Source organism: Photobacterium lipolyticum, assembly GCF_003026475.1.
GTDB classification, from domain to species: Bacteria; Pseudomonadota; Gammaproteobacteria; order Enterobacterales; family Vibrionaceae; genus Photobacterium; species Photobacterium lipolyticum.
Genome location: NZ_PYMC01000002.1, coordinates 412,012 through 437,198, shown reverse-complemented (window position 1 = coordinate 437,198; position 25,187 = coordinate 412,012). Strand labels below are relative to the sequence as shown.

20 protein-coding genes, 2 tRNA genes and 2 pseudogenes are annotated in these 25,187 nt (G+C 43.5%); 17 read left to right on the top strand and 7 right to left on the bottom strand.

Annotated features, from left to right (window positions below; all coding sequences use genetic code 11):
- Positions 1-126 precede the first annotated feature (126 nt).
- Positions 127-2,202, top strand: coding sequence for a methyl-accepting chemotaxis protein (locus tag C9I89_RS04770; protein WP_107282195.1), 2,076 nt, complete (start codon positions 127-129; stop codon positions 2,200-2,202).
- Between the two features lie 94 nt (positions 2,203-2,296).
- On the opposite strand, the gene C9I89_RS04765 is transcribed toward C9I89_RS04770, so the two are convergent.
- Positions 2,297-3,961, bottom strand: a complete 1,665-nt coding sequence (locus C9I89_RS04765; RefSeq protein WP_107282194.1) for a glycoside hydrolase family 32 protein — start codon at positions 3,959-3,961, stop codon at positions 2,297-2,299.
- A 231-nt stretch (positions 3,962-4,192) separates the two neighbouring features.
- On the bottom strand, positions 4,193-5,182 hold the full coding sequence (locus C9I89_RS04760) for a LacI family DNA-binding transcriptional regulator (protein ID WP_107282193.1): 990 nt from the start codon (positions 5,180-5,182) through the stop codon (positions 4,193-4,195).
- 341 nt (positions 5,183-5,523) lie between these two features.
- Between C9I89_RS04760 and C9I89_RS04755 the strand changes: the two genes are divergently transcribed.
- From C9I89_RS04755 to C9I89_RS04745, 3 genes are all read left to right on the top strand, one after another.
- Positions 5,524-6,960, top strand: a complete 1,437-nt coding sequence (locus C9I89_RS04755; RefSeq protein ID WP_107282192.1) for a sucrose-specific PTS transporter subunit IIBC — start codon at positions 5,524-5,526, stop codon at positions 6,958-6,960.
- Positions 6,961-7,157: 197 nt separating this feature from the next.
- Entirely contained in the window at positions 7,158-8,180 is a 1,023-nt protein-coding gene (locus C9I89_RS04750; protein WP_107282191.1) for a LacI family DNA-binding transcriptional regulator, read from the top strand.
- Between the two features lie 464 nt (positions 8,181-8,644).
- Entirely contained in the window at positions 8,645-10,033 is a 1,389-nt protein-coding gene (locus C9I89_RS04745) for a carbohydrate porin (RefSeq protein ID WP_107282321.1), read from the top strand.
- A gap of 57 nt (positions 10,034-10,090) precedes the next feature.
- Here the strand turns inward: C9I89_RS04745 and C9I89_RS04740 are convergent, their stop codons facing one another.
- On the bottom strand, positions 10,091-10,813 hold the full coding sequence (locus C9I89_RS04740) for a YebC/PmpR family DNA-binding transcriptional regulator (RefSeq protein ID WP_107282190.1): 723 nt from the start codon (positions 10,811-10,813) through the stop codon (positions 10,091-10,093).
- Positions 10,814-11,227: 414 nt separating this feature from the next.
- On the opposite strand from C9I89_RS04740, the gene C9I89_RS04735 reads away from it, so the two are divergent.
- The 3 genes and pseudogenes from C9I89_RS04735 to C9I89_RS04725 form a co-directional block, all read left to right on the top strand.
- Positions 11,228-11,318: transfer RNA gene (locus C9I89_RS04735), tRNA-Ser, on the top strand.
- 48 nt (positions 11,319-11,366) lie between these two features.
- Positions 11,367-11,443: transfer RNA gene (locus tag C9I89_RS04730), tRNA-Asp, on the top strand.
- Positions 11,444-11,693: 250 nt separating this feature from the next.
- A pseudogene (locus C9I89_RS04725) lies at positions 11,694-11,792 on the top strand (IS5/IS1182 family transposase); the annotation flags it as partial.
- Positions 11,793-11,902: 110 nt separating this feature from the next.
- Here C9I89_RS04725 and tpx read toward each other — a convergent pair.
- The 3 genes from tpx to exaC are packed head-to-tail and all read right to left on the bottom strand — an operon-like array spanning position 11,903 to position 14,297.
- On the bottom strand, positions 11,903-12,424 hold the full coding sequence (gene tpx / locus C9I89_RS04720) for a thiol peroxidase (protein ID WP_107282189.1): 522 nt from the start codon (positions 12,422-12,424) through the stop codon (positions 11,903-11,905).
- 55 nt (positions 12,425-12,479) lie between these two features.
- Positions 12,480-12,731, bottom strand: coding sequence for a hypothetical protein (locus tag C9I89_RS04715; RefSeq protein WP_107282188.1), 252 nt, complete (start codon positions 12,729-12,731; stop codon positions 12,480-12,482).
- Between the two features lie 57 nt (positions 12,732-12,788).
- Positions 12,789-14,297 (bottom strand): acetaldehyde dehydrogenase ExaC, encoded by a 1,509-nt coding sequence (gene exaC / locus C9I89_RS04710; RefSeq protein ID WP_107282187.1) that lies wholly within the window; start codon positions 14,295-14,297, stop codon positions 12,789-12,791.
- A gap of 654 nt (positions 14,298-14,951) precedes the next feature.
- Between exaC and C9I89_RS04705 the strand changes: the two genes are divergently transcribed.
- From C9I89_RS04705 to C9I89_RS04675, 8 genes and pseudogenes are all read left to right on the top strand, one after another.
- Complete coding sequence (locus C9I89_RS04705) at positions 14,952-15,767, top strand: winged helix-turn-helix domain-containing protein (RefSeq protein WP_107282186.1); 816 nt, start codon at positions 14,952-14,954, stop codon at positions 15,765-15,767.
- Positions 15,751-16,233: a hypothetical protein gene (locus tag C9I89_RS04700; RefSeq protein ID WP_107282185.1), complete on the top strand. Its 483-nt coding sequence runs from the start codon at positions 15,751-15,753 to the stop codon at positions 16,231-16,233. The genes C9I89_RS04705 and C9I89_RS04700 overlap by 17 nt, the downstream gene beginning before the upstream one ends.
- Before the next feature lie 12 nt (positions 16,234-16,245).
- The gene (locus tag C9I89_RS04695; protein ID WP_107282184.1) at positions 16,246-16,728 is read left to right on the top strand and encodes a hypothetical protein; all 483 of its coding nucleotides are present in this window, start codon (positions 16,246-16,248) and stop codon (positions 16,726-16,728) included.
- A gap of 639 nt (positions 16,729-17,367) precedes the next feature.
- A complete protein-coding gene (locus tag C9I89_RS22410; RefSeq protein ID WP_170107615.1) occupies positions 17,368-17,523 on the top strand; it encodes a hypothetical protein in 156 nt (51 codons plus the stop codon).
- Positions 17,489-18,103, top strand: a complete 615-nt coding sequence (locus tag C9I89_RS04690) for a hypothetical protein (protein ID WP_107282183.1) — start codon at positions 17,489-17,491, stop codon at positions 18,101-18,103. Before C9I89_RS22410 ends, C9I89_RS04690 begins: the two co-directional genes overlap by 35 nt.
- Before the next feature lie 247 nt (positions 18,104-18,350).
- Complete coding sequence (locus C9I89_RS04685) at positions 18,351-18,734, top strand: cysteine peptidase family C39 domain-containing protein (protein WP_146155045.1); 384 nt, start codon at positions 18,351-18,353, stop codon at positions 18,732-18,734.
- A pseudogene (locus tag C9I89_RS23030) lies at positions 18,668-18,991 on the top strand (ATP-binding cassette domain-containing protein); the annotation flags it as partial. The gene C9I89_RS04685 and the pseudogene C9I89_RS23030, both read left to right, overlap by 67 nt.
- 148 nt (positions 18,992-19,139) lie before the next feature.
- Complete coding sequence (locus tag C9I89_RS04675; RefSeq protein WP_107282181.1) at positions 19,140-19,727, top strand: nucleoside 2-deoxyribosyltransferase; 588 nt, start codon at positions 19,140-19,142, stop codon at positions 19,725-19,727.
- A gap of 484 nt (positions 19,728-20,211) precedes the next feature.
- On the opposite strand, the gene C9I89_RS04670 is transcribed toward C9I89_RS04675, so the two are convergent.
- Positions 20,212-21,267 carry an AraC family transcriptional regulator gene (locus C9I89_RS04670; RefSeq protein ID WP_107282180.1) on the bottom strand — a complete coding sequence of 352 codons (1,056 nt, stop codon included), beginning with the start codon at positions 21,265-21,267 and terminating at the stop codon, positions 20,212-20,214.
- Between the two features lie 334 nt (positions 21,268-21,601).
- Between C9I89_RS04670 and C9I89_RS04665 the strand changes: the two genes are divergently transcribed.
- Together C9I89_RS04665 and C9I89_RS04660 are read left to right on the top strand one after the other, a co-directional pair.
- Positions 21,602-22,618 (top strand): acyltransferase, encoded by a 1,017-nt coding sequence (locus C9I89_RS04665; protein WP_107282179.1) that lies wholly within the window; start codon positions 21,602-21,604, stop codon positions 22,616-22,618.
- Positions 22,619-23,466: 848 nt separating this feature from the next.
- Complete coding sequence (locus C9I89_RS04660; RefSeq protein ID WP_107282178.1) at positions 23,467-24,555, top strand: DUF871 domain-containing protein; 1,089 nt, start codon at positions 23,467-23,469, stop codon at positions 24,553-24,555.
- Positions 24,556-25,187: the final 632 nt, after the last annotated feature.

The following is a 25,187-nucleotide window of genomic DNA, read 5'->3' as shown; positions in this document are numbered from 1 at the left end:
TGTTGATAATATATCGAATAATGAAAATGTATATCGACAACCTTCATGAATAGATTTTCATGAGCGATATAACTTAAATAAAAAATATTTTTTAAATGGTTTTTGTACAAATTAAGGTTTAGCCCCATGAATTTAACAATAAAAGCCAAGCTGGCTGCATTGCTATGCGTACCATTGCTTACAATGAGTGGTTTTTTTATTACAAGTCTTATGAATACGGAAAATGCTGTTCTCGAGGCGGAAAGTAGCAATGTCAGTGTGAAGGTAGCTAAGTTATTGAATGATAACTTAAAGGGTCAGGTTGATACCGTTACCCGCTCCATTTCTTATTATTATGAGAATTCGAATCAAGAAAATATCAAGGCAGAGTTAGCGACTGAGATAGAAACCTTTAAAGACACGATAGACAGTATTTATAACAACAGTGCTTCTGCGGCCGATGCAGAAAGCAGTATTTATGCTTTTATCAATGAATACCGTTGGGACGATGGCCGTTATATCTTTGCGTATGATGCCGCAACGGTTATTAACAAGGCTAACGGCGCCAATGCCAGTATTATCGGCACCAGTTCTTATGATAAGAAAGATATCAATGGCAACTATTATGCTCAGGATATTGTCAGTTCTGCCAAAGCCAATAAAGTGGGTTTCACCAGTTATCAATTCTTCAATCCAAAAACCAAAAATACCGAAGAAAAACTGACGGCATCGGTCTACTTCGAACCGTTGAACCTGGTTATTGCGACGGGTGAGTACATCAGCACCCTAAGGCAAGATGAACTTGAGGCGGCTATTAAGACCATCAGTTCATCAAAATACGGTCAAAATGGCTACTTTTGGGTACAAGATAAGAACGGCAAAATTCTGGCCCATCCCAAGGCAGAAGTTATCGGTACTGTTATTCCGGCAACAACATTAAAAATTGCCAATAGCATCAAAGGCCAATCCGAAGCTTTTGTTAAAATCGCCTTCGAAAACCCGACCACCAAACAGACAGAAAACAAATTTGTCTATGCCCGAAATATTTTCCCGGAGTGGGGCTGGACCATTGCCACCGGCACTTATGAGAGCGACGTCACTAATATTCAAGATGAGCTGACTAACGCTACGGCAGACATTTTTGATGATAAAGTGTACACGTGTATTGTGCTCGCCATTGCACTGTTGATTGTTGCCTTAATGGTTGCGGCCTGGTCGATCAATAAGATTGTTAAAGGATTAGTGGTTCTCAAAGAGCGTATTGATACCTTATCGACTGGCGAAGCAGATTTAACCTCGCGGATTGATATTACGTCGCATGACGAGTTGGGCGACATTGGCAATTCGGTCAACAACTTCATTATTTATCTGCAATCCATGATCCTGGAAATTGCTCAAGCTTCTGCTCATATCACTGAGGGTATCAAGCAGCTTGATGTACAGTCAGAGCAAAATAACCAGGCGTTAATTAAGCACGCGTCTGAGACGGATCAAGTCGTCGCGGCGATTACTGAAATGAGCGCAACGGCCGAGACAGTCGCACAGAATGCTACCGAGACCGCCGCTAACACCCAAAAAGCCAATGATGATGCGATGTTGGCAAAAGACGATGTGCTTGAGGCATCTGGCAGTATGATTGTTCTGGTGGATGAAGTGGGTGCAGCATCATCAAGCATTAACACCATGAACGAGAATACTCAGCAGATTGTCAGTGTGCTAGGTGTGATTGGTGAAATTGCCGATCAGACTAACCTGCTGGCACTCAATGCCGCCATCGAAGCTGCACGCGCCGGGGAACAAGGACGAGGCTTCGCTGTAGTTGCTGATGAAGTACGATCGCTTGCCGCACGTACTCAGTCCAGCACCGCTGAAATCAATGAGATCTTAACGACATTGCGTCAAGATGCTGCTAGTGCGGTTGCTGCAATGAATGTGACGAAAACGAGCTGTGAACGTACAGCAGAAAATGCAGAGCGGGTATCAAACAGCCTGGATGCGGTGACCGGTTCGATTGTCGAAATCAATGATCTCAGCACCCAAATTGCAACCGCTTCCGAGGAGCAAAGTTCGGTAACCGAAGAAGTAAGCCGTAATATGAATAACATCCGCGAGATGGTTCATGAATTGACCCAAAACGGACAAGCTACGGTAGACAGTACACAGAGCCTGGCAGCTGCCAACGCCCAACTGAACGTTCTGGTCAGTAAGTTTAAATTGCAATAAGTCTTTCAAGCACAGTAACAAAGACGATTTAGGTTAATACTGAACAGCTAAGGCTTCTAATCAATTTAGAAGCCTTTTTTGTTTGCCCACTATTTTAATTGTTGCTACATAGTGGGTCATATTGTGCAAGCGACCAGGCTGTGACGGGTTGCCAGTCAGTCTCGGTATCTGCCAGTAGCTGCAGGGTTGTCACGTTGTCGTGAGTAAACAAGCGTGAACTCATTACGTATTCACCGTCATTCAGGAAGATCTCCAGTGATGACTGATCCGCTAAAATCTGCAGTTTAATATCGGCCTGCTCAGGCATTTTTATTTCGCGGATCAACTCACCATCGGTTTTCATGGCATGGCTGCGATCAAGCACAATGCACTGGTTATCACTGTCAATAATCAAATCGCAATAGTGCTCGCCATCATCCATCAAGCGCAGCGTTTTACTTCCCGATGCCGGCCAGCTCAACGCTGTTTGCAGCTCAACACTTTTGGTCTCCAGACTCAGTGTTTCATGTTGAGTTGCCTGATCAAAAGTGAATAGCTGCTGTTGGCTTCGCAGTTTTTGCAACTCACGCGCTGGCCGTTGATACAGCTTGCCATGTTCCCAGCTCAGCTCACGTAAACTGGTTAATTGATGTAGCCAGCCATCTGTAACGCTTGGCTGGTTGATTTCATCAGGCAGCCCCATCCAGCCAACTAACAAACGACGACCGTCGGCGGCTTCCGCTGTCTGGGGGGCATAGAAATCAAAGCCATAATCTAATGTTGTGAAATCATTGATAGCCAGTTCATCTTGCTCGCTGAGTGCCGCTTTTACGTAGCCGTTATGGTGGGGAACTTTGTAATGTTCACTGTTTGATTCGATACCTTGCGGGCAGAGAATTCCCAGCAGCTGACCGTTTAGTTCAAACAGATCCGGGCACTCCCACATGTAACCGAAATCGCCAAACTCTTCCCCGAATAGGCCGACATAATCCCATTTACGCAGATCATTCGAACGATAAATAGCTAATCGGCCAGTTTCACTTTCATGCTGAGCGCCAAGCAACATGATCCAGTGATCACCGTGACGTACCACTTTCGGATCGCGACAGTGTGGCGTAACTCCAGGCGGTAACTCCGGAATAACCGGGCCATGCTTGGTAAAATGAATACCATCTGTTGAAGTTGCAAGGCATTGGGTAGTGATACGGTCACGCTGTTCACCGATACGGACATTGCCGGTATAAAACAGCATTAGCTCGTCTCCCTGGCTGACGGCATGGCCAGAGAATACCCCGTGACTGTCGAACCAGTCTGACGGGCATAACGCAACAGGTTGTGAAGTCCAGTTGATTAAATCTGTACTGGTGACATGTGCCCAGTATTTGTCTTTATGAACACAGCCGTGAGGGTACAGCTGATAGAACAAGTGGTACTCACCGTTGTGATAGATGAATCCATTCGGATCGTTCAGCAGCCCTTGCGGCGGGGTAATATGCCAGAGTGGTCGATGCGCCGACGGTTTTTCTTCTAACGCATTGGTCAATGCCTGACGCTGGTTTTTATCAATGATCTGGCCAAGGGATTGCCAGTCCTGCTCTGATAGCGGCGTTCCTGGTTGCCAGCTCAGCTGAGATAAAACATCGTTGAATGGGAATGCCATGGCAACATCAGTGCGTAATGCTGGATCGGTTAATTCAACGATGAGTGCATTGTTGACTCGGAGTGCTCGTTGAATATTTTGGCTCCCACCACAGGTGTTAATCAATTCAGTCAGTGTCATCAGGTTCAGGCCTTGCTGTAGTTGGGCTGAATGCGTTTCAGCAACATCATTTTAGTGTTCTTTATGGTTCATCGACAATTTAAATTTCGGGAACGTTCCAAATATGGGTGAGGTTAGTTGGAATTGCAAGATAAGATCATGGGATCAAGAAAAAGCACACAAAAAGTGTGTGCCAGATCAAAAGAATCGTTAGGGAAGTGGGAGGATAAGTGGTTAGGGAAAGAGCCGGTACTAGCAGCTCTTACGTTGAACCCAGTCAAACCCAAGTACCAGCTTGGCAACTTGGCTTCGGCCTTGCTCAATGATTTCCAGTAGCATTTTAGCGGCATTGCTGCCTGCGGGCTCAAAGGCATAGTCAAAGGTAGAGAGTCCCGGAGAGACCACTGATGCCATTTCGTCGTTACCGACACCGATAACCTTGATGTCTTTGCCTGGCGCTAAGCCTGCTGCTGCGATCGCCTGAATTGCACCGATAGCGATGCGATCGGTTGCGCAGAATACGCCGTCTGGCTTGTTGTTATCACGCAGTAGCTGAGCCATTTCTTCACGGCCGGAATCAATCGAGAATTGGCCTTGAGTATGGAATGCTGGTACGGGTAATCCCAAGTAATTCAATGCCTTGCAAAAACCTTCGAAGCGCATCTGATCAACGGCGATGTCATCACTTTGCACACCTAAAAAGCCAACGTTGCGACAGCCAGCCTGATGCAGTTGTTCGGCTGCGCAATAACCCACACGATAGTCGTCGTGGATAACACTTGGGATGTTATGACTTGAACCATCCTGGCCGATTAATACGACCGGGGCCCCTGAGCGTTTGATGGCTTTGACCAGTTCATCATCAATATGGGTGGCAAACATGACAATACCTTCGACCCGTTTCTGGTTGAACAGCTCCAGATATTGCAGTTCTTTACCCGCTTGCTGGCAACTGTTCGCAAGCAGTACTTGCTTGCCTGATTCCTCAAAAACCCGACTTAAGCCGTCGACCCCTTGTGATACCGCATTCGAGGTAACGCGCGGTACAATGATACCTATCAGGTTGGTTTTATTAGATTTTAAATCCTTTGCGACTTGATTGACGACATAGCCGCATTGTTCGACGGCGCGGCGGACCTTCACTTTGGTCGCCTCTTTTACGCCGTATTCGTCATTCATGACGCGTGATACTGTTGATTTTGAAACGCCAGCAAGGCGTGCGACATCATGTAAGCTCGCCATAAATTCTCCTTTGTTTACGCCATGATCTTCTATTTTTGGGATAGTTTGCAAATAGCAGGGCTGATAATCCCGCTGTAAGGTGATGGCGATCACGCTTATTGGCGTGTGATGAAATTTTTCATCGATCTTGGTCACACAAGAAAACAAGTATCTTGACGGCATTGACAGTATCAATAAAACTTTATTTCGGTAACGTTCCCGAAATGAGTTGGCTCGTCATCTTCTTGGAAACAAAAAGAGACGGGGATCCTACAAGAGCTTAACGCCAATATTGGATTAAGCTGTAATTAACCAGGTGCAGAGAAGCAGGTAACAGTCTCTGGCCGCGACGGAGGTAGAAGATGGACTTTCCAAGCATAGCCCGACAACTGATCGAAAAACTGGGCGGTAAAGATAACATCGCAGCGGCAGCACATTGTGCGACTCGCCTGCGTTTGGCCCTGCATGATGAAAGTAAGGCTGATCTAGAAGCTATTGATAATATCGATGGCGTAAAAGGGCAGTTTCAGGTTGCAGGTCAAATCCAGATTATTTTTGGTTCCGGTATCGTGAATCAGGTTTATGCTGCGATGAGCAAGCTCACCGGGCAAAGCGAGATGTCGACCAAAGAGGTCTCATCTGCCGGGGCACAGAAGCAGAATGTGGTGCAGCGGGCAGTAAAAGGATTATCGGATATTTTCGTACCGATTATTCCGGCTATCGTTGCTGGTGGCCTGCTAATGGGTTTGTTCAATGTTCTGACTGCAACGGGTTTATTCATTGACGGGCAATCCTTGATTGATGCCTATCCCGGCATGGCCGACTTAGCATCAATGATTAATACTTTTGCTAATGCGCCATTTGTTTATCTTCCTGTTTTATTAGCGTTCTCTGCAAGTAAGAAGTTTGGTGGTAATCCTTTCCTCGGTGCGGCGCTGGGTATGCTGATGGTTCACCCCGATCTATTAAATGGTTGGGGTTTTGGTGGCGCGAGTGTGAGCGGCGACATTCCGGTCTGGAACATCTTCGGCTTTGAAATTCAGAAAGTCGGCTATCAGGGCTCGGTATTGCCTGTGCTGGTTTCTGCCTTCATTCTGGCAAAAGTTGAAAATGGCCTGCGCAAAGTGATCCCGTCGGTACTGGATAACCTGCTGACGCCAATGCTGGCCATCTTTATTACCGGTTTTCTTACTTTCACATTAGTGGGTCCTATCACTCGTGATGCAGGCTTCTTGCTTGGAGACGGTCTGAACTGGTTATACGAATCAGCCGGCTTTATAGGCGGTGCAGTGTTTGGCCTGGTGTACGCACCGTTTGTTATTACCGGCATGCACCATAGTTTCATCGCCTTTGAAACCCAGTTACTGGCAGATATTGCGGTGACGGGCGGTACGTTTATTTTCCCTATCGCGGCAATGTCTAATGTGGCGCAAGGCGCGGCAGCTCTGGCCTTTGGGTTTAGCACCAAAGATAAAAAAGCCAAAGGGATTGCAATGCCGTCGGGTGTAACGGCACTACTGGGTATTACGGAGCCTGCGATGTTTGGTGTGAACCTGAAGCACCGCTATCCGTTCATCGCGGCAGTGGTTGGTGCCGCATCGGCAAGTGCATTTATCACCTTGTTCAAAGTGAAGGCGACGGCACTGGGTGCGGCAGGTCTCCCGGGTATCATCTCTATCGCTCCAAATAGCGTGTGGTTCTATGTCATCGGTATGGCAATTTCCTTTGCGGTGGCCTTTGGCCTGACATTGGTACTGGGCGCACGGGCAAAGTTTAAAGCGGTTGCAGCCACAGCCTGATCACTGCAATACGCAATATTACAGTCAGGTATATATAAGCCGGCATGATGCCGGCTTTGTTGCTTTTTCCTTTTCTTTTGGCATGAGTATTAGCCGTAATGGGTGACTAGGCAAACGCAAATCTAATCAATCACTTGTCAATAACTCGATTTATCTGTTTACTATGTATGGTTTTTGCAGCTAAATCGGGTTAGTACGTGGAAAAAAGAAAAAGAACAACCATTGCAGATATCGCCAAACTGGCAGGCGTATCAAAAACGACGGCTAGTATGGTGTTAAATGGCCGTGCATCTACATTTCGTATTAAAGAAGAGACCCGACTACGTGTGCTAGAGGTTGCGCGGGAAAACCACTATTCCCCGAATGTGCATGCGAAATCACTACAAGCCTCTCGCTCAGATGCGATCGGTTTGGTGATCCCTGATTTAACCAACTTTGGTTTTGCTTCAATTGCCCGTGAGTTAGAACGTTTATGCCGTGAATCGGGATTACAGTTGTTGATTGCCTGTTCTGAAGACGATCCAGCAGTCGAAAAAAAAGCGGTAGAAGGCCTGGTTCGCCGTCAGGTTGATGCTTTAATTGTCGCGTCTAGCGAAACAGGTGATGAATATTATCAATCACTTACAAAGCAGTTACCGGTCATCCAGTTAGACCGCCATATTGGCCAGTCTGTGTTGCCATTGGTGCTGACCGATGCAGCACGTGCCACTGCCGATTTAATTGAAAGCATTGCCAAAGAAGGGCTGTCAGAATTCTATTATTTCGGCGGTCAGCTTGAGCTGTCGCCAAGCCGTCACCGCCTGGCTGGTTTTGAACTCGGTCTTAAGCGTGCGGGGATCGAAACGAAACCAGAGTGGATCCGTCACCGTGATTACCAGACTGCATCAGGTTATCTGATGATGCAATCACTGCATCAGGATCTTGGTCGCTTACCACAAGCGCTATTTACGGCTTCTTACACGTTATTAGAAGGCGTGTTGCGGTATTTAAAAGATCACGAATGTCTTAATGCACTGGTTGATAAAGAAATGCGGCTGGCCACATTTGATAATCATGACTTACTTGATTGCCTGCCATTGAATATCGACTCGATAGCACAGAACAATCAACAGCTAGCCAAAACTTGTTTTGAGCTTACGTTATCCCTCATTAATGAAAAATCACCGGCAATATCTTCTGTTGTCCTCGATGCTGATATTTTCTGGCGCAGTAAAAAATAAGTGATACCAATATGACCAACACCTGCACTTAAACACAGTGAGGATGATTGATTAAAACAGTCGAAGTCCGTCATCCCAGAAACCGCCAAACACTGAACTTGCAGGCTTTCTCAAAACTCACCTGGCGGTTATCAGGGATCCATCATGCACGGAAGGTTCAGTGGATTGTGGATCCCGGATACTTCGTTCCTCTCTTCCGGGATGACGAAATTAATCTTCTTAGTATTATCCCGTCATATTTTCAAACGCAGATCAGATCCCTTTCTCTGCTTTTTTGATCTTATTAATCCCGCTTTTACTCAATTTCCCTATAACGCCAGATCACAAAACCCCCTTGTTTTGCTCTGTTGATCACAAAGCTAAACGGTTTTAGCGTAAAAAACTCGATCTGCTAAATCGGTTTAGCAATAATGGTGACGTTGTTTAGTGGTTTACAAATTAACCTGATAGATGGAATTAGAATGATGAAGAAAAGCCTCTTATCACTTGCCGTGTCTTTTGCCGTAACTTGTTCTGGTGCTGCCTGGGCACAAGGCGATGCGACAGACTTAGAGCAGAGAATAGCTAACTTAGAGCAGCGTTTGGAAAAAGCGGAACAAGTGGCAGGTGATGCCGAAAGCAAAGCCTCTGCTTTTGAATTTCATGGATATGCCCGTGCAGGCTTGTTGATTGATGACAACCTGAACGGTGCGACGGGGACCGGGCCATATATGACTGCAGCTGGTGCGCTGGGAGGGGCTGTCGGTCGTCTGGGTATCGAAGATGATAACTATGTTGAGGTCGTGCTTGATCATAATATCAATCGGGAAGACGGTTCGTGGTCGAAATATCGGATCATGCTGGCTGACAGTGTCGAAACCAATAATGAATGGACTGCCGCTGATTCACAGCTGAATGTACGACAAGCGTTTGCGGAACTTGGTGGCTTGGAATCCTTTAGCGGTGCATTTACTTCTGCTTCCATCTGGGCGGGTAAGCGTTTTGATCGGGATAACTTTGATATTCACTTTATGGATACCGATATCGTCTTCCTTTCGGGGGCGGGGGCTGGTATTTATGATGTTCAGTTCAGCGAAGACTGGCAAACGAATTTTTCTGTATATGGACGTGATTTCGGCACAATTGACAGCGAAAACCTGGACGTTGAAAACTACATTGTGACCATGAATAATTACTTTGGTCAGTGGCAGTTGATGTTGAACGCAATGACAGCTGTAGACAATGAAGGTAGAGATGTAACTGACACATCTCCGTCCAAACGGGCAGAAAATGGCTTTCATGGCATGCTGGCTTATCATGCAGACAGCTTCTACGGTGTGAGTGAAGGTTTTTCTAAATCCGGTGTGCTGTTCGGTCAGGGTTTAGGCGCCGAGCTGAAAGGCATTGGCTCTAATGGTGATCTTAATGAAGATGCTAAAGCGACCCGCTTGTTCAGTTATGGCGTAACCCGCTTTGCGGATAACTGGCGAATTGCGCCTGCACTTTTGGCAGAGTATAGCCAAGACCGAGTAAAAGACGGTGATGAATTCATGTGGGCTACGGTCAATGTCCGTATGGCACAAGAACTGACCAAAAACTTCGAAATGGTTTACGAAGGTTCATACCAGTATATGGATCTGGATAACGGTACAGAGCAAGCTAACGGTAGTTATTACAAAGCCACTGTTGCGCCAACCTTTAAGTTAGATACTTCTGGCGTTTTTTTCCAGCGTCCTGAAATTCGTTTTGCGGCTTCTTATGTTGATTGGAGTAAAGATCTGAATGACTACTCAGTGAGCCTGGCAACTGATGCGAACACCATGGGCGAGGGGGGAGAGTTTATCTTCGCGATGCAGATGGAAACCTGGTTCTAATCGGAAAACTAAAAAGCCGAGCAATGCTCGGCTCTTTTATGCAACGATAACTGCAGATTACTCTGCGATCTCTGCGTTGTGGTAAACGTTCTGTACGTCGTCACAATCGTTCAGTGCATCAAGAAACTTCTCGAATGCTGCTACGTCATCACCTGACACTTCTGTCATGGTCTGAGGGACGAAAGCAATTTCTTCTACGTCCAGCGTTACGTCAGGCATAGTTGCTGCAAGTGCATTTTTCACTTTGAAGAATTCTGTATGAGGTGCATAAACAGTAATAACACCGTCTTCGCATTCGATGTCGCTAACATCGACATCTTCCATCATCAGGTTTTCCAGAACCGCTTCTTCATCATCACCTTTAAACTGGAACACAGCTTGGTGCTCGAACATGTGACCAACAGTACCTGGACCGCCGATTTTCGCATTGTTTTTTACAAAGCACTGACGAATGTCCATAAAGGTACGGTTGTTATTGTCAGTCAGGCAATCAACGATAACCATACAGTTACCCGGACCGAAACCTTCGTAGCGCGCAGTAGCAAAATCTTCACCGGCACCACCTTTGGCCTTGTCGAGAGCTTTCTCGATGACATGGCTTGGCACCTGATCTTTTTTAGCTTTCTCGATCAGACGCTTAAGTGAAAGGTTGCTGTCTGGGTCAATGCTACCGTTCTTAGCACAGACGTAGATCTCTTTACCATATTTTGAGTAAACCTTGATCTTTGCGCCTGCCGTTTTTGCCATAGACAATTTGCGTACTTCGAACTTTCTTCCCATGAGGAATAACTCTCTTTTATCAGTTTTTGGGACTTTGTTGTGGCGAATTTTAACAGTTACCAGCCCGTTAAGGCTAGTACGATTTGACTGGCTATTGTCTGAATTTCTGACATCTGTCAATTTCTGGTGGTTTCGGTAACATTTATGAAAATAATCAGGACGCTATCTTTAACTGTTAGCAACACTTTTCGATTACAAAATGTCCACCTGATATCATAATGGTTGTCGCTATTCTTAATTGAAGACGGGATAGATGTGCATGCTGAGTCATTATTTGAAAGCCAAAAACTAGGCTTTGCCCTTTTGGTGCCATAGATTTTAGCGTAACCTTTCGTTAATGCTTAAATGTTAGCCACTTAAACCATTTACCCCTTTACAGTCATAAAAGAGATGCGTATTATTCACCGCACTTACGGAGAGATGGCTGAGTGGTTGAAAGCACCGGTCTTGAAAACCGGCATACGTTTATAGCGTATCTAGGGTTCAAATCCCTATCTCTCCGCCACATTCTGGAAGTTGGATTCTATAATAGAATTGGGCTTCATAAAGAATTGGAGCGGTAGTTCAGTTGGTTAGAATACCGGCCTGTCACGCCGGGGGTCGCGGGTTCGAGTCCCGTCCGCTCCGCCAACACAACGAAGCCTCAGCAGAAATGCCGGGGCTTTTTTGCATCTGTTATTTGGCGAAAGTAAACACTTACAGACATGATTGTAAATTACTTTCTCTAACGACATAAAAAATTCACTGTGACCCAAATGTGGCCATCTGGTGACCACAATGAATTTCAGGGTGTAATAAAGATAGGTGATTGCCTGCACGTTTAGCTGGATCATCTTCACCAACAACTTTATACGATGTATGCGGTTGATGGCTCAGGCATCGGGATTACAACACGCAACTTGGAGAGGCTTATGCAGCTATCAGGGCATTGAATAAATTAATAAGACTAGGTATGCCTGTAACTCAGAGAGTTGCATAACTTCCCTTCAATTTTGGGAGAAACTCGACTCAACGACTGAATTAATCAACAAAGCCGTTCAATACTGTCGTGGCCAACATTCTACTCTTGCGGCTATAGAGTTAATATATTTATGCGCATTCATCATTGGATGTGCGTAAGGCTGAAATTACGGATTCAAAGTCAGGTAGCTGGTTTATATCTTCTACAATTTGGCTGTGAATAATTAAACCACGTTCATTTAAGCAAATTACAGCACGCGCGGTGAAACCAGAGAAAATCGGATTGTCAATCTTGACTCCAAAATCCAATGAAAACTCACTTGCACTAAAACAAGACGCGGTAGTGATATAGTCGAGCCCTTCTCTCTTACAAAATCGGCTTAAAGTGAAAGGAGTATCAACAGAAATACAGATAACCTCAATATCTTCCATCCTATAAGCGAGACGATTAAACTCCCGAACACTTTCGGCACAAACTGGCATATCGACAGATAAGAAGGAAAATAATATACATTTTTTACCATAAAGATCAGAATGAGTGATAATATCGAAATCATCCTTAACTAATGTGAATTGCTTCGTTTTCTGCCCAACATAAGGGAAATTTCCCAATACATTAATGCTACCATCGTGAGCGTTATTATAATTCATTTCAACACACTTAGTCAGATTTTAATTATACCGTCAATCGCTTTTGGTATATCTTTTAGCTCAGAACGAGTTCATCGCCAGAAACTTTAAAAGACACCTTAATATCGTTAGCAAGCTTTAATATATATCCGATAGTTTCATAACTATATTGACCATTGCATTCAAAACAATCAAACTTCGGTTCTAAACCTATAACACGATGTATTTGTTCTCCATCATCAAAGAGGAAACCGTTTCCAGACTTTTTGGTTTCACTAATTAGTATCGGCAATATTTTTTTAATGGAATCGATCGTAAAAGTTATCACTTATTATCCCCTGAATATTATAGGGCTGACACTGTCAGCCCCTAAATTTAAATTAAATTAAAAAAATCCTAGAGGACTTTCACTGTAGCTTACTAACAAGTTCTTGGTATTCTGATAGTGATCCAGCATCATCTTGTGTGTTTCTCTGCCAATACCAGATTTTTTATAACCACCAAAAGCGGCATGAGCTGGGTATGCATGGTAACAGTTAATCCATACGCGACCTGCTTCAATGCGGCGGCCCATGCGATAGGCTTTATTTGTATCCCGTGTCCACACACCAGCCCCTAAGCCGTACTCAGTATCATTTGCAATAGCTAATGCTTCAGCTTCATCCTTGAAGGTTGTTACAGCAATTACTGGGCCGAAAATTTCCTCTTGGAAGATACGCATCTTGTTATGACCTTTGAAGATCGTCGGTTTGATATAGAAACCTTCACCTTCATTAATCGCTTCGCCACCAGCAAGAACTTCAGCACCTTCAGCCTTGCCAATTTCAATGTAGCTCAGAATCTTGTCAAACTGCTCTTTCGATACTTGCGAGCCAACCTGAGTATTAGTATCCAACGGGTTACCTTGCTTGATGGTTTTAAGACGCTCTAACAAGCGATCCATAAACTTCTCGTACATTGACTCTTGAATTAATACGCGAGATGGACAAGTACACACTTCGCCCTGATTAAAGAAGGCAAGTAACACCGCTTCCAAACATTTGTCAAGATAGCTATCTTCAAATTGAAAGATATCTTCAAAGAAGATATTTGGCGATTTTCCGCCAAGTTCTACTGTCGATGGGATCAAATTATCAGCAGCACATTTTAAGATATGGTTACCAACTTCAGTTGAACCAGTAAATGCAAGCTTCGCAATTCGCTTACTTGTTGCTAATGCATTACCGGCTTCTTTACCGTAGCCGTTAACGATATTGAGAACACCAGCAGGTAACAGATCGCCAATAATTTCCATCATCAACAGAATAGATACCGGTGTTTGTTCCGCTGGTTTAAGCACGACACAACAACCAGCAGCCATCGCTGGTGCTAATTTCCATGCCGCCATCAATAAAGGGAAATTCCATGGGATAATTTGGCCGACGACGCCTACAGGTTCAGGAAAATGATAAGATGCAGTTGTACTGTCAAGTTCTGCTGCACTGCCTTCTTGGGCACGAATACAGCCAGCAAAATATCGGAAGTGATCCACAACCAACGGCAAATCCGCGGCGAGAGTTTCACGTACTGGTTTACCGTTTTCCCAACATTCAGCAATAGCCAGATACTCAGAATGTGCTTCAATTCGATCGGCAATTTTCAGCAAAATATTTGAACGCTCGGTAACACTTGTATTAGCCCAAGCTTCTTTTGCACCATGTGCGGCATCCAACGCCAACTCAATATCAGCTGCACCAGAACGAGCTACTTTACAAATTAACTGTCCGTTAGCTGGTGAATGATTGTTGAAATATTCACCGTTTACAGGTGTAACCCATTGTCCATTGATATAGTTATCATATTTTTCTTTATATTGAACCGTTGATTGTTCTGTACCTGGAATTGGATATTGCATGATTTATCCTACACGTATTAGTTATATGTTTTTTAAGCACTTATGTGTCTAGTAAGCAGGGTTAATTGCAATGATTGTCGAGACCATCTATTTTTGTCAGCAAATGAAAGGCTGATGAAACTGCTTAACCAACACACCATCAGTAAACGAGTGCATAAACTACCCACAAGCATTTTCTGCTTGCGGCCTATTAATCTACAAGCAAGGTCAGCGTCTAACTAGTAAATTGTTATTAAGTATGATAGTTATTACAAATCAAATGCTTATATATGAGTAATTACTCTATAAATGTTAATCACTAACGCCAGTGGGTATTGTTTTTCCTGAATGATATAAAGAGTAAAATATGAAGGTGGGCAATGAGTAATGTATATAGATGATGAACAACATTATGAGTATGAAATAAAATGCATTTATTATTAGAATGTAGAATTGACAATTATTTCTTAGTTATTGCTGTGCACTAGGTGGCGTAATGGTTAGGCATTCAACATGTTAACTAGCGGTGTTGAAAATACTAAGTGGCGCATCTATTATGTGACAGAATAATAAGGTATATGTATAATGCCTTTTAATAATGAATACCTATGTAGATCTCACATACCGTTGTGCGGCTAGTGAAAGGTGCGATTGGTGAAAAAGTGAGATTACTTTATGTGGGTTTTTAATCCTAATAACAGGATGCAATTGAGCAACAGCTTGTCTGGAGCCTCAAGAAGCATTAAATCGACAGAGAGTCGAATATTGAGGCTTCTGCTTGATAATCAGGATAAAGCGGTCCGAAAGGACGTGATTATTGCTGAGACTTGGAGTGACAGAGTTGTATCCGACTCAAGCTTGACCCAGGCTATCGCCCAGCTTCGACTGGCGCTGGGTGACAATGGTAAAGAGCAAAAGATCATTAAAACGCTTCCCAAGGAAGGCTATCAGTTAATTTCGGGGAGTGTTTGTTTTGAAACCAGTTATTTGGAAAAAAGCAAAGAAGCAATATGTGATAATGCCGCTGAATCTGACGCTAATACTGCTAAGTGCAGTGTCGTCAGGCATTCCCAGAAAACAGCTCTCACTGGATCCAAATCTCAGCGTTCGTTAATCCGGGTGAAAAAAGTCGCTGTAAAAGCGTCGGCCTTAACTGTGTTTATAGTATCGACACTAATCTTCATTTGGGCCAGCTCGATATACATGCAAACACAGGCGCTTGCTAAGCGGCCTTGGTCCGTCGAAATTAGTGACGGTATCAGCTTCTACATCGAAGACAGTCGGGCGAGCGAGATGCTATACAAAGAGTTGGCTGGAAAGATACGGGAAAATATTTCACGGGTGTTCATTTCAAAAAATCATGAACAGTTTTATGTTGCATGTGTATATGATTCAGATCAGTACCAAGACAGGCAGATCCTGAATCTGACGTTCACCATTAATTACACGGCAGATAAAATTAGGAAGCATATCAATGAGAGTTGCCGATAAACTGCTCATCAGCTATGCCTTTTGCGCATTTACAGTTTTTATCGGTATTGTATACAAAAGCTATACCAGTCGCCCCGATTTTCTGTCTGTTAATGATCAGCCCATTGTTTATGCCCATGGCATTACCTTTTTCGAAGGTGGTTATGATGCTTTTCAGGAGCTTCATACAATCGATCTACACCCGCTTGGTTTCCATACGATGAGGTCGAGTATTTCATCAATAAACGACACGGAGATCTTCAAAAAAGCCTACGCCGTCTACTTCTTTAACGACTCATTATTTTCAGCAAAAATCATTGATAAAGATGACGACTATACGTCAGATCAAGAACCTGACCTTACTGAGTCGCATCTTATCGAGTATTCTCAAAAGGAATTCTTTCAGATTATCTTTCAGGACAAAGAGCTGTTCTGCTATTCAAGCATGCTGACCGACTCGGTTCAGTGCGTAAAATTGATTACCTGAAAGGGCATTTAAATGAAAAATATCAATAAACTACTTGTCGGCTATGCTATCTGTGCATCTGTTGTTTTCGTTGGAATATTATTCAAAAATCACCTGAGCCATCCACTGTTCATGATGAGCAACCATGATCCTATTGTCTATGGTCACGGGATTAAATTTTCTGAGAACAGCGTATATAGATACAGAAAGTTTCATACCATTGAACATGGTATTTTAGGGTTTCATCAAATGAAAACCACTATCATGTCAATCGATGGACAGGAAACATTAAAAAAAACCTATGATGTTCACTTCTGGGATGACGAAGTGTTTTCTATCAAATTGACAAGCAAGGACAAGGATTTTACCGCTGAGGATGAACCCGATTATTCCGAAGCGCATATACTCGAATATCCTCAAGAGCAGTTCTTTCAGATTGTCTTTCAGGACAGTGAGCTGATTTGTTATTCGAGCCTGCTTACCAGTTCAGTAAAGTGCATTAAACTGTTTACTTGAACATCAACTTCGCCAATGGCGTCGTTCCCATTTTCAACGGCGTGTAAGCTTATTGTTTTTATTATAAAGAAAACAGTGCTTCTGAAGGCGTGGATGTAGTCCCCATGTCGCTGGCGCTGTTTTTTTTGTTCTGGCTGAAGTCTTCTGTACACCAACAAGCATTAACACTCATCACTCGACATCAAACGAAGCTGACAGATAGCTGCGGATTTTCGTAAAGTTGCCACCATTCCGAAACATCTAAAAATGTACCGTACAACCGAGATATTGAATTTTCCGACGGTTAAATCAGTTTTCCAGTAAATCGCGATGAATTCTAAGTCTTTTTTTTGATTAATTAATCTATATCAACTTAATGAATAATAAAGTTTATTTTGAGTTGAGAACTTAGGATTTCATGATTTCGGCTAGGTCTGAATTGTTCGTAAAATCGCGGCGCCCATGTCCAACTGATCGTCATATCAAAACTCTCTGATTTGACGTTAATAATCTCGTTCATTTCTCGCATTCCGTGACGTAAATGGTTTTCTTGTAAATGTTTCGGTGGGACATAAATGGACAGCTTTATATCCAAAGAGTGTGTGGGTGAACGTATTGGTACTTTTGCATTAATTGAAACATTAAAAATAATAAGCTTGCATGAGGACTATATGTCAGAAAAAGCAATACCATTGGGATCGTGAAAAACTAAAAGACATGACTGTACGCGTGGTGCCGGACGAGGAATTCGACGCTCTTTTCCAGCAGACATTGCAAAAATATGCCGCAGAAAGGGGCGATCGCCTGGCAGATTGAGTACCAAAATTATCGTGATGGGCTTCAGGATAGCGCAAGCCGCCAGAACAAACTGTTCAGGGACGTCGCCGGCATACCGGCTGCGGGAGATTATGACGTACGTGCACGCCAGCAGCTGGCATCTCAGGCCTTTTTGTTAAACCTGGCTAACGACGGTTTCGGCGGTCGTTGCGATCCGCTGTCTAAGCTGATGTTGGTGGCCCAGCACCAGGCCGCATCAGGAGATTCCGATGCGGGCTCCCGGTTGTTGCAGAAGCTCTTCAGTGCGGCGGCAGTGCTCAATAACCCGCAACACTATTCTGCCGAGGAGCTGGCGAATGCCGAGGGGCTAATACGTGATCTGGCTGAGATCCACAAGAGCACCGAAGCGTATTACGCCAGTAAAGAAGGTCGGCTGGATATTGTTCAGGGCAAGTGGGGTGTTACGAATAAGCAGCTGCTGACTCTGGATCAGGTATTGGCAAAAATGACGCCTACTGGCCCGGATGGTCAGATGGATCTGAGCCAGCCGCCGATATATCTGGAACTGGATGTCCCGGGGCATGCCGATCATAAATGTGATTGTTGCCTTTTAGAGTAATTACTCTTTATTATGGCATTGATAATAAATGGTTTTATCGTTGATTTTTTTTTACGAAATTTAATGGCCGCTTTCGTGTGCCCAGAGCATAGAATTCCTGGTGGAGACTTGAAATCAATTTCTAATAAATAAGCTCCGGACTTATTAGGCATTAGAGTATGTCTGGTAAGGAAAGTTTGTCTTGTCTTTTTGTACCACCTCCAATGGAGGTGGTTTTTTTTATTTCTATCAGTAAAGATAGAAAATATTGGGTATTAGAATAGTCGTGAATTCATTATCAGGATCCCCGGAGAAACAATCGGCGCTGAACTGCAGTCAGATGATGCTGCAGCTGGCCGGGGTTGTGGTGCAGAAGGAGTGGGGCGAGCCCGCCGCCAACCTGCCACTAAAGAAGCTCGTCAAGCAATGTGGTAAGGCGCACGGGATCAACCTGAGCTTTGATCGGTTGAACTGCGCTAAAATTCACCAGGAACATCTGCCACTGGCTTTCCGCCTGAAAAACGGCGGTTTTGTCGTATTGGCGCGGATCTCTGAAGAGCAGGCATTAATCCAGGCTCCTGATGCGGTGTCACCGTCAAGGGCGTGCGGTTTCGCTACAATGAGGATGGCCAGGAAGTGCTTCGCAACCTGAACGTCGAGATCAAACCCGGTGAATTTGTCGGCATTACCGGGCCGTCCGGCTCGGGAAAATCTACCCTGACTCGTTTGCTTCAGCGTCTCTATGTGCCCCAGCACGGGTAGGTATTGGTGGACGGGATCGATCTGGCGATCGCCGATCGGATCCTGGTGGTCGATCAGGGGCAGATCGTCGAGCAGGGCTCGCATGATGAGCTACTTGAGCTAGGCGGGCTTTACGAAAGGTTATGGAAACTGCAGGTCGCTGTTTAAATTGGTAATTATAATTAACAATTTTTTAGATATGTTTATTAGGGAAAATCCAGAACACTAGATACTATTTCGCTGATGTCTATCAAAGAACGCAAATCCTAATCAGTACTTTAATTGCAATTAATTAAAATAAGCAACAAGTGAAACCATGAAAAAAATATATCTAGCCGGCCCTGAGGTCTTTTTACAAAATGCCATTGAAATTGGTGAATATAAAAAAACACTCTGTGGACTTTATGGTTTCCAAGGACTCTACCCACAGAGCAATGTTCTTGAACTTAACGCCAATAATCCGCAGGAAAACGGGTTAATGATTGCAAGAGCCAATGAAAAGCTCATTCAAGAGGCGGATGCCATAATCGCCAACATCACACCTTTTCGCGGCAGCAGTTGTGATGTTGGTACAGCCTATGAAATGGGATTGGCTAAAGGGTTAGGCAAACCTATCTTTGCTTATTCCAACGTCGAGCGTTTTTTCCTGCAGCGCAATGACGAGCATTTTTTCCCGCAGCGCAATATTGAAGAACTTCCTGATGTTACTCGTTTGTCTGATGAACTATTTGTCGACCAGCAACAAATGACACTGGAAAAATTCGGATTAATCGACAACCTGATGCTTGGCGGTTCCGTCGCGGCTCCTATTATTCGTCATCAGTTGGTTGATAAAACCCAAAAGTACAGTGAATTGCTAGGTTTTGAACAGTGCCTGAAGCAATTACAGAAACATCTAAAATAAACTATCTGCGCAAATTTCAACTTAGCTGAAAATATTGGATTGGGGCACTTGCGGAGATTAGCCGACAAATTATTCCAATCAGGACAACTAGTTAAGTGGAAAATGGCTTTAATCGTCGTCGGGATGTTGAGATCTGAACTTGCAATAACTGTTTGATATAGCTAATTATAACGGTTAATACCATTTAGCCTGCGATGAAATCGTTTGATTGGGTTCGGCCTGTCACGCAGGGAGGCTCGCTGATATCAATGAATGGCAAGTCCCGTCCGCTCCGCCAACACAACGAAGCCTCAGCAGAAATGCTGGGGCTTTTTGCGTTTGTTACTATCCCGCCCTGGTTCTTAACCTGACATAAAAACAGACGGAGAGGTTTGTTTTTTAGGTTTATCTTAGGCATAAGTTTCTAAACTGAAGCTTGCTATGAGCTTCAAGCAAGTCAGGAATGTCAGTGAATTGCACATGGATGTGTTTCCAAAGAAGATGCTTATGACATAAGTTGATTTCTGACTTTAGTCGGGCTGCTCATCAGGTTATCGAGCACAAAGCGGTTAAAACTACTTTGAGAGTTAAAGCCGAGTATATCTGAAATTTCAACGATGGGTTTATTTGTCTCCCTCAATAAATTTCTGCTTTCACTCACCCTGACTGCCCGTAATAGATCCTGGAATGTCACACTTTCTTTGGATAGTTTGCGGTTTAATGTCCACCGGGAACAGTTATTTAGTTTACAAATACGCTCTAAAGAATGATGCAACGAACTGTTGTAAGCCATCTCTTTTAACTGGTCGTATAACTTATTCTTTAAGCAAGGTTTTTCCAAACTTGAGTTAATTGATAAAATCTTATCATCAGCAACCTGCTTTAAAAGTAAATCTGAAAATTCATTGTATCGCTCATTTTCTTGATTTAATAATCTACTAGGAATAAATATTTCATTCTTTGAGCAATTCAGCTTAACCGCTGTAGCAAAGAAATCATTGTATTCCCTTAAGTTATCAAGCTTTTTATTAGCAAACGAAACCGTGAGCCCTAGTATCGGTTTTGGAGAAAGGGATCGTAATACTAGGGTGATCATGACGAAATTTGCGAGTGCTCTGCAATCCTGACCTGGCATATAGCTATCTGAGATATAGCGCAGCGCAATCCCGTCAGGTTGCTGAATTAAGAAGACATCGTCACAGTTACCAATAATAGTACGATACTGAATGAACCTCATCAGACAATCGCGTAATGTGGGTCCATTAAAGACGTAGGCTAATTCACGAAAGTCAGCCAGAATAAAATCGACATTGTGATCTAACAGTTGGGGATGCTGAAGATTATTTTCAACGAGAAGCTGGGTCAGTTTATTTTGTCTAATCCCATCTATATAACACTCAGAGTTAACCAGTTCAGAATGATTCAAACCTGTAACCTTGTAAAGATCATCATCTGAAAAGCCAATTCCTTTCAGTTTATTATATTGCAAGAACATTATCTTGCTATTGACGACCTTTAGCATAATTTCACGACGCCCCATGATAATAATATCAACTATCACTATGCTATATCAGAGTGAGAGAATGCTTTGTAACAAACAGTAACAAATCAGAACATTCCGGCCATTATTATAAATCGGTCACATTTTTGATTGTTGCACCCCAATGCCAAAAGTTTGCACCCAAATGTGGAGAATGCATGCAGGGAGTCTGTAAACATTCTCACAACCCAATCAAGAATTGTGTCACTTGGTGTTTTTAAGTTGATAATCGTTATCGATTTTATCGGCAGTCTTTGTTTGTTTTGTGATGATTTTCAGAATATGAATGAAGCTTGTTACTGCTCGATTGAATAAGCCAATACCTATCACCCTGTCTAGGATAACTAACTACATTATGAAAAGAATTTCCAGTTTCGAATGGGGGCGAATGCTTGCCCTCTTTGCTGTTATTATCATTCATGCCAAACCTTTTATGACCTTGCCTGTCATTGATGATCAGCCATGGGTAGGCATGATCCTCAATCAACTGAACCGTTTTGCCGTACCGTTGTTCTTTTTATTAGCCGGATACTTCATTCAGCCACGTTTAACGGTATCCCCCATACAAACTCTGCTCCGTTATAGTTCTTCTCTTTTTAAGGTATGGGTTGTATGGAGCGTGATTAGCTTACTCATACCATTTAATTTAGCAATAGTTGCAGAGCAAGGATACTTAGCGGAGCGTTCAGGCTACTGGAACTTCTTATTACAGAATCCGTTAAACACCCTTTTTGAAGGGGGCTTGGTTCACTTATGGTACATCCCGGCTCTGCTTTGTGCTGTCGCTATTGCCTCAGTACTCATATCTTTCAAGCTCGAAAAGCTGATTATTCCTGCTGCCTTGGCACTTTATGTCTTTGGATTAATGGCGGGAAGCTATCAGCCAGTGTTCGGGGTGGAATTTGCCATTATGACCCGTAACGGGCCCTTCTTTAGTACCTTGGTTGTGGTATTGGGTTTTGAAATACGCCGCAATAATATTAGGGTTCCATTATCTGCGGCGGTTACGCTGCTTTTTAGTGGCATGATACTGCACTTAACCGAAGCCTATCTGTTGATTGCGAAAGGCAGTCAATTCATCAGTCATGATTTTTTGCTGGGTACACCTATATGGGCGCTGGGGCTATTTTTTGTCCTCCAGGCAAAGCCTGGCTTCGGTGACAGCCCTCGGATCATGCAATGGAGCAAAGATGTGTTGGGAGTATACTTGTGCCACCTTCTTATCATTATCTATCTCATGAATTTATCAGGGCTTCTGGGGATCAGTGTACTGCTAAGAGATCTCACTATCATTCCACTGACTTTTGTCCTTTCGATGCTATTGATTAGAACTATCGATAAAACTCCTCTGAGAAACGTGTTACTGCGCTAATCATAATTCAGCGCAACTTAAGTTTTTCGCTGAAGATCAGCTCCGCCAAAATAGAAAGGCAAGCAGAAATGCTGGCCTTTTTGCGTTGTCAGCAACCCACTGTCTCTCACTACATTATTGGCCTCTCAGGGGTAATCAATGTAACTTGGGCTGACAGCGATTTTGTGAAACGTCACACGGCATCGCTTAAGGGAACCAACAAGTCGTAGGGCTTAAGTTTTCGTTGCCTGAGCAGAAATGGGCTAGGAAAGAGATCTCATCGAGTAGCCTCTATCTTATTTGTTTCTTTTTTGTAATTTGTTGCTTGATGAATTATATATTTGCGAACCAACCCGAAAAATCGTGCGTTTACCATTGCCTTAGTTTGATGATAATGATGATCTTTGACGTTTAAGGACAAAAATATTTTCATGCCTGAACCTTAAGAGTCGTGAAATATATGAATCAAGACGGTGATGAAACTTAATAATGGTTAATATCACCTTTGGGCAGCCTCTTGCCTATCATTTAAAACCAGTATCGACAATAACTGGACCTCATAATGGATTGACCCGTTAAACGGCGGCTTTCATATTTATCCGGAGAATGTGCCAGGTTGAGAAAATGACATCACCTTTAATAGATGATTATATAGGAACAGGGTTGTTTCTTAATGGTCTGGATTATTTACACATGATGGTTGGAGTGACGGCATCTCTTTTATGTTACTGGCGAATATATAAAGATTATATAGCCGAAAAGATGTTCGGTGTGAATAATCATTGTTTCAATAGTGCGGTATTGGCATGCGTAAAAAGAAATAGTTATTAACGTTTAAAATCTAATAGTAAAACAGAGGAATTAAATTAATGAGAAAGTTGGGCATATCTGTTTATCCTGAACTGGCAAGTCTAGAGCGTAATAAGGAATATATCGAAACTGCGGGTAAGTACGGTTTCAGCCGTATCTTTACCTGCCTGTTATCTGTAGATGGTGATAAAGAGCAGATCATTGCAGAATTTAAAGACATGGTATTGTGCGCAAAAGAAAATGGTTTTGAAGTCATTGCTGATGTCGCGCCGCATATTTTCAAGGATCTGGGTATTAGCTACGATAACTTGAGCTTCTTTAATGATATGGGGGTTGACGGTATTCGTCTGGATGAAGGCTTCACTGGTAATGAAGAAGCCCTGATGACATTTAATCCATATGGCCTGAAAATTGAGCTTAATTGCAGTGTTGCAAATGGCTACCTGGATAACATTCTGTCTTTCCATCCAGATACCGATTACCTGATTGGTTGCCATAACTTCTACCCTAAGCGACGCTCAGGCCTGAGTCGGGACCATTTTATTGCCGGCTCAAAGATTTATAAACAGCACGGCCTGCGTGTCGCTGCTTTTGTTAGCTCGGGTGTAGAAGGCGCGAAAGGCCCTTGGCCGTTGGCTGATGGCCTGTGTACCATCGAAGAGCACCGTGACTTGCCGATTGATGTGCAAGCCAAAGATCTGTTTTATACAGGAGTAGTTGATGATGTGATTATTGCTAACTGCTTCCCAAGTGAAGAAGAGTTGAAAAAGCTGGGCGAGCTGCACAAAGGGCTAGTGGCACTGGATGTAGAGCTGGAAGTGGATCTGAATGACGATGAGCAGGCTATCGTTTTTGAAGAGCTGCACTTCTTCCGAGGTGATCGCGGTGACTACACTGTTCGCTCTACCATGCCTCGCCTCAAGTTCAAGGATGCCGATATTCCGGAGAAAAATGCCCGCAAGATCCGCAAGGGAGATGTGATCATCGAAAATGCGAACTTGCCACGCTATAAAGGTGAGCTGCATGTTGCGCTGGTGGAGTTTGAGAATGACGGTAACAGCAACGTGATTGGCCGTGTTTCTGATACTAACCTGCGCTTCTTAGAGCAAATCAAGCCGTGGCAGAAATTTAAGCTGGTAAAAGCATAAGCCTGTTTAACTTAGACAGCACATGGCGTCGTAAGCAGAAGACGTCATGTGTTTAAAATGAGGCGATTGCAATAGGCAGTCAATTGGGACTGTTGCAAATCAAATAATCAGATAAGGCAGATCTACCTGCGATGAGCTTAATAATTACTGGTAAATAACCTCCAACATTGAAGATACGATTAACAGAAATCCCCCGTTTTCAAGCATGTCACAGAGGTTTGCGTAACTCATTGGTATTGAATCATATCACCGAAGGCACCAAAGGATGATTTCAGGGGCGGTCATTGGATCGCTTGATTCTATGGGCAAAGAAACGATTCTGAGCCCAGTCTTAATTTTATGCAACAGAGCCATGCCGGCCTGTGAATTTTGATGACCATATTGTTGGGCAATATGAATGTTGCCGAAGATCATAACCTACCACTCCAGTTTGCGACAAAACCACTTTACGACAGAACTCAATTAACGAGATATGTGTATATATCGTCTGTGGTTTACATACCCGCATCAACCTTGCAACAGTCCCCCCCCTCATTATTTTTAACCAGCCTTAAAGAAATATACAAAATTCAAATATTGATACACCAATCACCACATGTGCGCCTAAATATGCATACATTTGGGGTGTTGAT